A 12074-nucleotide genomic window follows, 5' to 3' on the forward strand; every position below is an offset into this window, starting at 1 on the left:
AATGCACCGTCACCGCAATTGGAATCGGCCAGAAGGCGATGCCGACAGGCTTACACGCCAAGCCCGCGTTCTCGGCGGCCTCGCCGGCGCACTGTGTGGGGGCGCAGGATCACTTCTGCTCCCGCATGGGTCGATGCTGCCCGCACTCCTGATGGCGTCTCGCCGAAGTTCCGGCGGAACATGCGATTGAAATGAGAAACGTCACCAAAGCCGACTGCAAACGCGATATCGATGATGGCCAAATGCAGATGGTGCGGGTCGGTCAACATCGCGAAGGCACGCTCAAGCCGGCGTCCCGCAAGATGCTCGGTGAACGACTTTCCGGTCCCCTCGAGCAATTTTTGCACGTATCGCCGCGACATGCCGAGCGCCCCGGCGACATTGTCCAGATCGAAATTGGGATCGCTGAAGCGTTGCGCGATCTCAGCCAGGATCGCCTGCAGCCTGGCTTCCTTCACACCACGGTCCGTCACGATGTTTGCAGCTTCGGCGGTCGGCCCGAGCGTCGCGGCCACGAGATCGAGCAGATGTATGCCGATGGTGGAGGCGAGCTCGGACGACGGAGATTCTTTGAGGTATGCGAGCGAGCGCAGGTAGCGGTCGAGGAGTCTAAGCGCAGGTCCGGGAGGCACCGGCCGACCCGATAGATCTTCCGGCTGCGCAACCAGAGACCTAAGAGCGGCAGCCTGCACGACCACGAATCTGACGCTGGCGCCACGCGGCCCAAATACGCGCAGCGGCCTTCCCCGGTCAATCAAGCAAGCTGAGCCGGCATCATAGACATGCTCCTGGCCTGCATTTGCGAATTGGACCGGTCCGGTCTCGACGATGTTCAGTCCGAATTGGTCACGGCTATCCTTGAGGTGGTGTTTGTGACGGACAAACTCCACGGGCGTCGCGGCGACGCCACAAAGGCCGACCGCGCCGAGCGGCAAGTAGGTGACGTCGATACGCGGGCGCCCGCCGCTGTGATCTATCACGTCCAAGGCGAGGTTCTGCCGCGCAAACTCCTCACGGAACGTGGAGAGCCGCGCGCGCTCCGGCAGCATCTCGGTCGACCATCGCAAAAGGTGAGATGAGGTTGGCATCTCGGCCTCTCGTTTCGAGGCCCCCTCAAGAAATCATATCGGACCGCGCTCGCTGCATGTGTGAAATGGATTACAAAGGGGAGGTAGGCTGCGCGACATGACCGAGCGCGACGCGCTGCTCGCTGCACGGGATGAGTTGGCGCGCGCCCCGCGCAGATTGCGGCGGCCAACGAGACCGCAGCTTTCTTCGCTTGCGAGAACAACCAGCCTTTAATGGCGCTACGTGCTGGCCGCAGTCAGAGAGCCGGCAATCGAAAAGTGAGGGCCAATCACCACGCGGCAAATGTTGCGGTAGAGTAGCCGTAATCTTCAACCGGCCGGAGGAACAGCGATGCAATTGCGGGTCTTTGGGCGCACGGGAATGCAGCTCTCGGTGCTGGGTTTCGGCTGCGGCGCGGTGGGCGGGTTCATGGTGCGCGGCGATCCCGTCGACCAGGAGCGCACCGTCGCGCGGGCGATCGCCGCCGGCGTCAACTACTTCGACACAGCCGTGCAGTACGGCGATGGTGAATCGGAAAAGAACCTTGGCCGCTTCCTGCAAAGGCTGAAACCGGCCAATGTGGCCGTCGGCACCAAGGTCCGGTTGCCGCCCAGCGAGTTTGGCCGGATTGCGGACGCCGTCAGGATATCGCTCGAAGGCAGCCTGGCGCGACTGCGTCTTGACCGGGTCGACGTCTTTCATCTGCACAATGCGATTACCGGGAGCGGAGGCGGATCGGCGCTGAGCGTCCGGCAGGTGCTCGACGACGTGGTGCCGGCGTTCGAGCGGCTGCGTCAGCAGGGGAAGATCCGTTTCCTCGGGATGACGGCCGTCGGCGACACGGCGGCGCTGCAGCAAGTGATCGATGCCGGTGTCTTCGACAGCGCTCAAATCGTCTACAACATGCTCAATCCATCTGCCGCCGAGGATTTGCCGCCGAGCTATCCGGCGCAGGATTACGGACGATTGTTCGATCACACCAAGGCCGCCGGCGTTGGCGTCGTGGGCATCCGCGTACTGGCCGGCGGTGCGCTGTCGAGCTCAGCCGAGCGTCATCCGATTGCGGGTCCCGCGCCCGAGCCGATCGGTTCGGCGATGAGCTACGATGCCGATATCGATCGCGCACGCCGTCTCATCGCGCTGGTCACGGAGGGGTTCGCGGCGAGCCTGACCGAAGCCGCCACGCGATTTGCAATATCCCCCGCGATGGGCACGATCCTGGTCGGCATGGCGACGCCGCGGCAGTTCGAGGACGCACTCGCAGCGGTCGAGAAAGGGCCACTGCCGCAAGCTGCGCTCGACAGGCTGACCGCACTGCAACAGGCATTTTCCGGCGAACCACGATGATCGTTGCCGGGCCACACTCCTTGCCTACCGTCCGAAGTCCGATTATCAGGGCAGTGGGTCGAGGCAAGTGCGCTCGGCGCCACCGCTATTTAATTACAGGACCGACAGGATTTCCCGTCATTTTCAAGGTCCAATCGAATTTCTTGAGCGAGTGCGATGTCAATCGCCGTGCAGCATATCGTCGACGTCTCCGTGCGGCTGAACAACCGTGAGGGACTCGAGGACGTCCTGTTCTTGAACGCTGACAATGGACCAGAGATTGCGGCAGCGGCCGCTTAACGACTGATAGCCAGGGTTCAATTCGACGCTATGGAAGAATGCGATCTTCTCATTGCGCTGCTCCGCATAAGCCATGACTTGGCAACTCGTCACGGGCAGGTCGTTCGTCTCAGGGCGGAACTAGACCGACTGTCTCGGTCAAGCACGCTGCCAGTAATCGAGACGTCAGAAGCGATTTCCCGCCGTCGGAGAGCGGACGAACGCGATTTCGCGAGCGCAGCCGATTTCCTCGCAACATTTCGCCCGAGCGTAGACACCGCACTGAAGCGGCGCATCAAGTGATATCGGCTGGAGCATTTTCGGTTCTGATTGAATCAGAACCGAAGCTCTAGATTCTTGTTTTGACGCGTTTTCTTCACGCGAACCGGTGTCCACCCTCGGAGCAAGTCCGAGGGCATGCTTCGCTCGAAAACGCTCTAGCTCCGGCGCAAAATCGGAGATTTACGCCTGGGCGTCGCCCCAACCGTTGGGCTGAGGGGGTCGAGGGCTCAGCCGCTTCAATCAGAGACTGTGTTGCTTTGCAACATCGCGACTGCGTCCGCTTATTTAATATTGCTATTATTATCGCGAATGTTAATATTTAATTAAATAGGGGCGGCGAGGAGATTAAATATCATGCTTTGGATGTCTTGGACGAAATTCGCACGTTTGTTGTCTCTCAAAAGCGTTCTTGGCGGACTGGCTGTGGTAGGGATCGCGACCACCGGTTACGTCCTCAACGGAGATGGCAGTCCTGGCAATTGGACCGATGGTGGCGTCCATGGCGCTCCTGGTAGCGTCCATGGCGCTCCTGGACCTGTCGCTGGCGCTGGACTTCCTCTTGCTCTTGTTGCAGTCGGGTATGGCGTCTATCGTCTCGTAAGGCGTCGTCACAAATCGCACTGACAACTCCCTCACCTGAGGGCAAACGGCCGAGCACATGGCGGGACCATCCCACGCCGTTTGAGAAAAGCCGATGCTGTGCCTTTCGCGACAGGCGTGGCCCTTCAGTCTGCGGGATTCTAAGTGGACCGCCCGTGCGCGCCTTGAAGGCCTCGGAATTCACGTTAGATATGGCCCGGGGGGTCCTGAAAGGGAGCCCACTCAATGACGCCACGTTTTGTTTTCTTCGCCTTTTCCATAGCATTCGCTTTGGCAGCGATTTTTGCGGCGATTACGACTGCCAAGCAGATCCATAGCTATCAGGCCACCATAGCGGGACGGGCAATCTGAGCCGCATGGTAGGGACTCGACTGATACTGACTCCGCAATCACGTGGAGTGCTACCTGCCATCGTAGCCCCGGTCGAGCTGCACGGCGCGGTGGCGGAGTTGCCGGAGATTCGTGGCGGGTAGGGTGGGCAAAGCGCAGCGTGCCCACCTCTCTTGCACCGAACGTGGACGGTGGGCACGCTGCGCCTTGCCCACCCCACGATCGACGCTTACAGCGTCACCACGATCTTGCCGAGGTGCTTGTTGGCTTCCATGTGCTCGAACGCCTTGCCGATTTCGTCGAACTTGTAGACGCGGTCGATCGGCAGTTGCAGCTTGCGCGATTCCACCGCGCCCCAGATGTCCTTGCGGACCTCGTCGAAGATCTCGCGGATCTCCTCGATAGTGCGGGTGCGGAAGGTGACGCCGATATAGTGGATGCGGCGCGCCGCGTGCAGGTCGAAGTTGAAATCGGCATGGGTGCCGCCGAGCCGGCCGACATTGACGATGCGGCCCTTGATCTTGGTCGCAGCGAGGTTCTGGTTGGCGACCTTGCCGGAGACCTGGTCGACGATGAGGTCGACGCCTTCGCCGCCGGTTGCCTTCAGCACCTGCTCGACCCAGGTGGGGTCGCTGGAATCGATCGCGAGATCGGCGCCGAAATCCTTCAGCCGGCCGCGCCGCATCGCGTCGGTCGAGGAGCCGATCACGAGCTTCGCGCCCTTGAGCTTGGCGATCTGCATCGCCATCAACCCGACGCCGGAACTGGCACCCTGGATCAGCACAATCTGTCCCCCCTGGAGCGCGCCATTGGTGACGACGGCGTTGTGCATGGTCGCGAGTGCGACGGGGAGGGTGGCGGCGTCCTCGAAATTCATGTTCGAGGGCGCGCGGAACAGCCGGCCGTGATCGGCAAGCGTGTATTCAGCAAAGGCGGCGCTGCCGGAACCCATGATCTTGTCCCCGACCTTGACCCCCTTGGCGTCAGGTCCGAGCTCGGCAACCTCGCCGGCCCACTCCATGCCGAGCACGGTGCCGACGCCGCCCGCACTGCCATGGGCATGGCCCTTGGTCATACCGAGATCGGCGCGGTTGAGGCCGCAGGCGTGAACCTTGACCAGCACCTGCGTACCCTTCGGCGTTGGCTTGGCGACGTCGGTGATCTCAGCGCCATTGGCGCCATAGACATAGGCTTTCATCGGCTCTTCTCTTTGGTTGGGCAGCAAGACCGCTCTAGATTCTTGTTTTGACGCGTTTTCTTCACGCGAACCGGTCTCCACCCTCGGATCAAGTCCGAGGGCATGCTTCGCTCGAAAATGCTCTATTCGGCGGCCTGGCGCTGCGCCCCCGAAATCATGCTCTCGAGACGGCCGCGGATGATCGCCTCCGCATCGCGTACGATGCGCGATACCAGTTCGGCGCAGCTCGGGATGTCGTGGATCAGGCCCTGCACCTGGCCGGCCGACCAGATGCCTTCGTCGGCATCGCCGCTAGCGTAGACCATCTTGCCGCGGGCGCCGGCGACGAGTTCGCGCACGTCCTCGAATTTCGCGCCTTCCTTCTCCATCGCGACCACCTTGGTCGAGATCGCGTTCCTGGCGACGCGGGAGGTGTTGCGCATGGTGCGGAAGATCAGCTCGGTCTCGCGCTCGTCATTGGCGACGATGCGCTCCTTGACGAGCTGATGGATCGGGCTCTCCTTGGTGCACATGAAGCGTGTGCCCATGTTGATGCCGTCGGCGCCGAGCGCCAGCGCAGCCGCCAAGCCGCGGCCGTCGCCGAAGCCGCCGGAGGCGATCATCGGGATCTTCACCTTGTCGGCCGCGCAGGGGATCAGGATCAGGCCGGGGGTGTCGTCCTCGCCGGGATGACCGGCGCATTCGAAGCCGTCGATCGAGATCGCGTCCACGCCCATGCGCTCCGCCGATAGCGCGTGGCGGACGCTGGTGCATTTGTGCACGACCTTGACGCCGTGCTTCCTGAACTCGTCGACATGTTCCTGCGGCTTGTTGCCCGCGGTCTCGACGATCTTGATGCCGCTCTCGATGATGACCTGGCGGTATTCCGCGTAAGGCGGCGGCTTGATCGCAGGCAGGATGGTCAGGTTCACGCCAAACGGCTTGTCGGTCATCTCGCGGCAGCGCGCGATTTCCTTGCGGAGATCATCGGGCGTCGGCTGGGTCAGCGCCGTGATCATGCCGAGCGCGCCGGCATTGGCGACGGCAGCGACGAGTTCCGCGCGTCCGACCCATTGCATGCCGCCCTGCACGATCGGGTGCTCGACGCCGAAAAGCTCGGTGAAGCGTGTCTTGATCATTACTGCCCTCTGTTTCCCCGGCGCGGACCACCGCGCGCTGTTTATCGAGAATTTCGGACAGCAGGATGCCGTCGCCCCCTGCAAAAGTCCACGGGGGCGGGTGATGGTCAGGGCAACGCCATCATGCAAAAGCGCCGCGTTGTTTCCGCAAGGCGGAACAAGAGCTTCGGTTCTGATTGAATCAGAACCGAAGCTCTAGATTCTTGTTTGACGCGTTTTCTTCACGCGAACCGGTATCCACCCTCGGATCAAGTCCGAGGGCATGCTTCGCTCGAAAACGCTCTAGCCGGATCGACCCAAAGCCCCCGAATGAAGGGGGCACTCCATTGGCGTCGGCTACTGCCTGAATTCGTTCGTGAGCTCGCCGATGCCGTCGATTGCCACCGTTACGGTGTTGACCGGCTCCTTCATGACGCCGACGCCGACCGATGTGCCGCAGGCGATGAGATCGCCGGGCAAGAGCGTCATGTCGTGCGAGATCTTGCTGACGAGCTCCTGCGCGCTGAAGATCATGTCTGATATCGGGTAGTTCTGGCGCTCGGCGCCGTTGAGGATGGTGCGCACGACGAGGCTTGCCGGATCGATCCCTGCGGTGATGACGGGGCCAAACGGGCCGTAGCCGTCAAAGCCCTTGGCGCGGGCCCATTGCGCAAACGTTTTGTCGCGGTTGAGGATGTCGTTGGCGGTGACGTCGTTGACGCAGGTGTAGCCGAAGATGAAGTCGTCGGCCTCATCAGGAGAGACGTTGGTGCAGGGCTTTCCGATCACGATGCCGAGCTCGCCCTCATAGGTAGTCTTGCCGTCATAGGAAAGGGGGCGCTCGATCACGGCACCCGGTGCGGTGACGCTGGTGGTTGCTTTCAGCAGATAGAGCGGCTCGGCCGGCTCAGGTTGCTGCAGCTTGGCGGCGAGCGCGTGGAAATTATTCCAGAGCGCGACGATCTTGCTTGGCTCGGAGGGGGCGAGCAGCTCGACGTCCTCCAGCGCGAGTATTCGTCCGTTCGGCTTGGAGGTGCCGAACATCTCGCCGTCATGCACAGCGATGCCGGATGGCGTCAGCACGCCGAAGCCGGTCTCGCCCTGGCGGCGGAAGCGAAGCCAATGGGTCACGTTACGCTGCAACATCACGTGACCGCCGCAACTTTTGCTTCCGGCGACGGAAGCACCCTTCCGTCGTAGAGCCCGGCGATCCGGGCGCGCTGGGCAGCGAGCGCCAGCATCGCATCCAGCGACGGCGTCGGGATCCCGGTCAGGCGTCCCATTTCCTGAACCACGGTGACCAGCGGATCGATCTCCATCGGGCGGCTGCGCTCGAGGTCCTGCAGCATCGAGGTCTTGTGGGCGCCGACCTTGCGCGCGCCTTCGATGCGGCGTTCGACGTCGACACGGAACTTGACGCCGAAGGTTTCGGCGATCGCCTGCGTCTCCAGCATGATCGCTTTCGACAGCGCGCGCGTCGGCGGATCGGAGCAGATCACGTCCAGGGTCGCGTGGGTGAGGGCGCTGATCGGGTTGAAGCAGACATTGCCCCACAGCTTGAGCCAGATCTCGTCGCGGATGCGCTCGAGCACGGGCGCCTGCATGCCCGCCTTGGTGAAGACATCAGACAGACGCTGCACGTCCTCGGTGATTTCGCCGGAGGGCTCGCCGAGCGGAAAGCGGTCGCCATAGACGTGGCGGATGACACCGGGCGCCTCGATCTCGGTGGCGGGATAGACGATGCAGCCGATCGCGCGCTCGGGGCCAAGCTCGCGCCACTGCCGGCCGCCGGGATCGATGCTCTCCAGCGTCGAGCCCTGATGATCGCCGCCGTGCTTGTGGAAGTACCAATAGGGGATGCCGTTGACTGCGGTAACGACGCGCGTGTGCGGCCCGAGCAGCGGCTGCATCCGTTCGAGCACGCCGGTGATCGAATGCGCCTTCAGGCAGATGATGACGAAATCCTGCGTGCCGAGTTCGGCCGGATCGTCGGTGCAGCGGGGATGCACGATGCGCTCTTCATCGCCGATCAGGAGCTTCAGCCCGTTCGCCTTCATGGCCGCGAGATGGGCGCCGCGTGCGACCAGGCTCACCTCCACGCCCGCGCGCGCAAGCTGCACGCCGAGATAGCCGCCGATCGCGCCGGCGCCGTAAATGCAAATCTTCATGGGATGTTTCGCAAAAGAGGCGGGGTTGATGTTTCAGCGCTGGTCGTGCGCCGGTGGCGAGGACGTCTCAGACCGGCGCGCTGACGCTGGGGTGCTTTCAAGCCGGAATGGCTTCCCGCGCGGCGATCGCCTGCTCGTCGAATGCGGCTGCGATGTCGCGGATGCTGATGACGCCGATCAGGCTGTAATCGTCGATCACCGGCACGTGGCGGATGTTGTGCCTGTTCATGAGGTGACGGATATGCTCGAGCGAGTCGCGCGAGGTGCAGGACACGAGCTGCTGCACCGAGATGAAGTGCGACACGCGCATGTTGGCGCCGGCCGCGCCATGCTCGGCGATGGCGCGCACCACGTCGTGCTCGGTGAACATGCCCACTGCCGTGTTGCCCTCGGTGCGGACGACATCCTTGACCACCAGCGCGCTGATATTGCCCGAACGCATCAGTTGCGCGGCGATCGCCACCGTCTCGTTCATGCGAACCGTTGCGACACGGGCGGCTTTCTTGCGCAGAATATCTCCGACTTGCATGGCAACCTCCTTGGGTTCGTTAACGCTCGCAAGTCTGGTATACAAAATGCCAATTGTCAACGCACCTGGAGTAGATGCCTTCAGAAAAATATAGCAAAAACAGTAAGTAACACTGACGCTTTCCATCCGATGGACAACGGCGTCTCGCTGATCAATATCGTTGTATTTTGTATTCCTTTGAATTTTGGCAAAAGAAAAGGCGCACCGGAGTGCGCCTTCGCTGGTCGCAGCGGCTGCGATCATGCTGTCGTGACACTGCGCGCGGTCGCCTCTGCCGCCGCTGTCTCGTTGCCCAGGATGAAGGCGCGTCGCATCGGCCTGATCACGAACAGCGCCATCAGCGCCGCCGTCGCGTTGAGCGCTACGCCCATCACGAACACGGCGTGCCAGCCAAAATTCTTGGCAACGATGCTGGCGAGCGGCACCAGCAGCGAGGCGGTGCCTTTCGCCGTGTACAGCATGCCGTTGTTGGTGGCGGCGTACTTCACACCGAAGGTGTCGCCGCTGGTGGCCGGAAACAGGCTGTAGATCTCGCCGAACACGCCGAAATAGACCGCGGTCGCGAGCACGAACACGATCGGATGGGCGCCATAGGTCGAGAGCGTCAGCAGCATCAGCGCGCCGGTGCCGAACGCGATGAACATCGTGTACTCGCGGCCGATATTGTCGGAGATCCAGCCGAACAGCGGCCGGCCGAATCCGTCGAAGACGCGATCGAGCGAGATCGCAAACGTCAGTGCCGCCATCTGGATGCCGGCGAGCGAGACCGGCGTCTTGGCAATCTGGAAGTCGTCGGCGATCGGCGCGATCTGTGCGGCGGTCATCAGGCCGCCAGAGGCGACCATCACGAACACCAGGTACATCACCCAGAAGATCGGGCTGCGCAGCACCTGCGGCGGGGTAAAATCAATCTTGGTCTGCGGCAGGTTGAGCTGCTTCTTTTTCGGAGGGATCGCGACAGATGGCGGCCGAATGAAGAAGGCGAGCACGCACACGATCAGGCCTTGCCCGATGCCGAAGTCGAAGAAGGCGGTCTGGTAGCCGCTGGCGGCGATCATGCTTGCGATCGGCACCACGGTGAGCGCGGCGCCCGCGCCGAAGCCGGCGGCGGTTGCACCGGCAGCGAGGCCCCGACGGTCCGGAAACCATTTCAGCGCATTGCCGACGCAGGTGCCGTAGACGGCACCGGCGCCCATGCCGCCGATCACGGCGGCGGTATAAAGCAGCGCCAGCGAATCCGCGTAGGAATTGAGGACCCAGGACAGCGCGATCATCACGCCGCCGAACATGATCACCATGCTCGGCCCGTATTTGTCGACGAACCAGGCTTCGACGGGGACGAGCCAGGTCTCGGTCACCACGAAGATCGTGAAGGCGAGCTGGATGCCCGCACGGCCCCAATGATGCTTCGCGTCGATCGGATCGACGAACAGCGTCCAGCCGTATTGCAGGTTGGCGATCATCGCCATGCAGACGATGCCCATGGCGAGCTGAAACCAGCGGAAGCCGCTGGACGAAGGTGTCGAGGGTGCGGCGGCGGCGTTGCTTAAAACCATCAAGTCCTCCCGAGCGCGTGCCTGCGGTTGCGGCCTTCTGTCGCGAGTTTGTGACTTATCGTCGCAAGCACTGGGCGGATGTTGGTATACTATATCCCACAATGCAAGCCGAACTTGTGCTGCAGTGCGGTATAGGGCATGCCGCAGCTCGGCGGTCACGGCGAATTCGAAATCGGAAGCGCAGCAAAAAAGCGCCCGGCTGTGGGCCGGGCGCTTCATACCAACTCTGTTGCGCGATCTACGATGCGCCCGATTTTTCCACCACGACCTTGCGCCATGGCTTCAGCACGAGGATGGCGAGCAGCGATGCCAGGATGTTGGCGCCGGCGGCGATGAGAAAGACATTGTCCCAATTGCCAGCGGACTGCTGCACGTAGTTCGCAAGCGGCACCAGCAGCGCGGCCGTGCCCTTGGCGGTGTAGAGCAGGCCGGCATTGGTGGTCGCGAATTTCGAGCCGAAGGTGTCGGTGCAGGTGGAGGGGAACAGCGAGTAGATCTCACCCCAGGCGAAGAACACGAAGCCCGACAGGATCACGAACCAGATCGGATCATGACCCCACATGTAGAGCGCCCAGATGCCGATGCCCTCCATGCCGAAGGCGATGAACATCGTGTTCTCGCGGCCGATCATGTCGGAGATCCAGCCGAAGAACGGACGTGTCAGGCCGTTGAGGACGCGATCGATGGTCGCGGCGAAGGTCACGGCGGTCATCGTCATGCCGATCAGGGTCACCGGGACACTGTCGATCTTCCAGTCCACAGCGATCGGCTTCAGGTTCGCCGTCACCATCAGGCCGCCGGCGCCGACGATCACGAACATGAAGTACATCAGCCAGAAGATCGGCTGGCGTAGCACTTCCGTCGGCTGATAGTTGCGCCGGCTCTGAACCAGATTGGCGTTCTGCGCGACCATCGGAACCTGTCCGGACTTCGGCGCGAGCAGGAAAAAGGAGAGCAGCACGATGATGATGCCCTGGCCGAGACCGAAATAGAGGAAGGTGGTCTGGAAGCCGGAGTCCTTGATCATCGCCTGGATCGGCGCGACCGTCAGCGCCGAGCCTGCACCGAAGCCGGCTGCGGTGATGCCGGCCGCCAGACCGCGCTTGTCGGGAAACCATTTCAGCGCGTTGCCGACGCAGGTGCCGTACACGCCGCCGGCGCCGATGCCAGCGATGATCATGCCGAGATAGTAGCCGTTGAGCGAGGTCGCCTGGGCATTGATGGCCCAACCGATGGCGCAGAGGATGCCGCCGACGAGAACCACGATGCGCGGGCCGTATTTGTCGACGAACCAGCCTTCGACCGGCACCAGCCACGTCTCGAACAATACGAACAGGGTGAATGCCCACTGGATCGAGGCGCGATCCCAACCGAATTTTTTCTGAATGTCGGGGACGAAGAATGTCCACCCGTATTGATAGTTGGCGATCATCACCATCGCTGCGACGCCGATCGCAAGTTGTGTCCAGCGAAAGGTATCGCTGACACGGGCGGTTGGCGGAGCCGCGGCCTGCACCATCTCTGTCATAGGTCCTCCCAAGGCGCGCCTCTGTTATCTTATGTCCCGAACGCGCGGCGGCTATCTTGGTATTTAATATGCCAACATTCAAGCATCGGTGTGAGGCGCGCGCAAATGTCGCA

At 62.3% G+C, this 12074-nt stretch carries 11 protein-coding genes; 2 read left to right on the forward strand and 9 right to left on the reverse strand.

Going from position 1 to position 12074, the window contains the following annotated elements:
* Positions 1-50: 50 nt before the first annotated feature.
* Positions 51-1088: a helix-turn-helix transcriptional regulator gene (locus tag AC5ZG5_RS17865; protein ID WP_456645039.1), complete on the reverse strand. Its 1038-nt coding sequence runs from the start codon at positions 1086-1088 to the stop codon at positions 51-53.
* A gap of 331 nt (positions 1089-1419) precedes the next feature.
* Here AC5ZG5_RS17865 and AC5ZG5_RS17870 point away from each other — a divergent pair, with 331 nt between their 5' ends.
* Complete coding sequence (locus AC5ZG5_RS17870) at positions 1420-2415, forward strand: aldo/keto reductase (RefSeq protein WP_456645038.1); 996 nt, start codon at positions 1420-1422, stop codon at positions 2413-2415.
* 159 nt (positions 2416-2574) lie between these two features.
* Here the strand turns inward: AC5ZG5_RS17870 and AC5ZG5_RS17875 are convergent, their stop codons facing one another.
* Complete coding sequence (locus AC5ZG5_RS17875) at positions 2575-2769, reverse strand: hypothetical protein (protein ID WP_456645037.1); 195 nt, start codon at positions 2767-2769, stop codon at positions 2575-2577.
* A gap of 1011 nt (positions 2770-3780) precedes the next feature.
* On the opposite strand from AC5ZG5_RS17875, the gene AC5ZG5_RS17880 reads away from it, so the two are divergent.
* The gene (locus AC5ZG5_RS17880) at positions 3781-3906 is read left to right on the forward strand and encodes a hypothetical protein (protein WP_283807056.1); all 126 of its coding nucleotides are present in this window, start codon (positions 3781-3783) and stop codon (positions 3904-3906) included.
* Between the two features lie 208 nt (positions 3907-4114).
* On the opposite strand, the gene AC5ZG5_RS17885 is transcribed toward AC5ZG5_RS17880, so the two are convergent.
* The 7 genes from AC5ZG5_RS17885 to oxlT (AC5ZG5_RS17915) form a co-directional block, all read right to left on the reverse strand.
* Positions 4115-5083, reverse strand: coding sequence for a zinc-binding dehydrogenase (locus AC5ZG5_RS17885; RefSeq protein ID WP_456645036.1), 969 nt, complete (start codon positions 5081-5083; stop codon positions 4115-4117).
* Positions 5084-5205: 122 nt separating this feature from the next.
* Entirely contained in the window at positions 5206-6201 is a 996-nt protein-coding gene (locus AC5ZG5_RS17890; protein WP_028167396.1) for an NAD(P)H-dependent flavin oxidoreductase, read from the reverse strand.
* A 336-nt stretch (positions 6202-6537) separates the two neighbouring features.
* A complete protein-coding gene (locus tag AC5ZG5_RS17895; RefSeq protein ID WP_456645035.1) occupies positions 6538-7326 on the reverse strand; it encodes a fumarylacetoacetate hydrolase family protein in 789 nt (262 codons plus the stop codon).
* Positions 7326-8348: a 2-dehydropantoate 2-reductase gene (locus AC5ZG5_RS17900; RefSeq protein ID WP_028167398.1), complete on the reverse strand. Its 1023-nt coding sequence runs from the start codon at positions 8346-8348 to the stop codon at positions 7326-7328. The genes AC5ZG5_RS17895 and AC5ZG5_RS17900 overlap by 1 nt, the downstream gene beginning before the upstream one ends.
* Positions 8349-8445: 97 nt before the next feature.
* The gene (locus tag AC5ZG5_RS17905) at positions 8446-8877 is read right to left on the reverse strand and encodes a CBS domain-containing protein (protein ID WP_028167399.1); all 432 of its coding nucleotides are present in this window, start codon (positions 8875-8877) and stop codon (positions 8446-8448) included.
* A gap of 239 nt (positions 8878-9116) precedes the next feature.
* Positions 9117-10433, reverse strand: a complete 1317-nt coding sequence (oxlT, locus tag AC5ZG5_RS17910) for an oxalate/formate MFS antiporter (RefSeq protein WP_456645034.1) — start codon at positions 10431-10433, stop codon at positions 9117-9119.
* Between the two features lie 238 nt (positions 10434-10671).
* Positions 10672-11961 carry an oxalate/formate MFS antiporter gene (oxlT, locus tag AC5ZG5_RS17915; protein ID WP_130227138.1) on the reverse strand — a complete coding sequence of 430 codons (1290 nt, stop codon included), beginning with the start codon at positions 11959-11961 and terminating at the stop codon, positions 10672-10674.
* Positions 11962-12074 lie beyond the last annotated feature (113 nt).

Source organism: Bradyrhizobium sp. Ses1 (assembly GCF_059512365.1).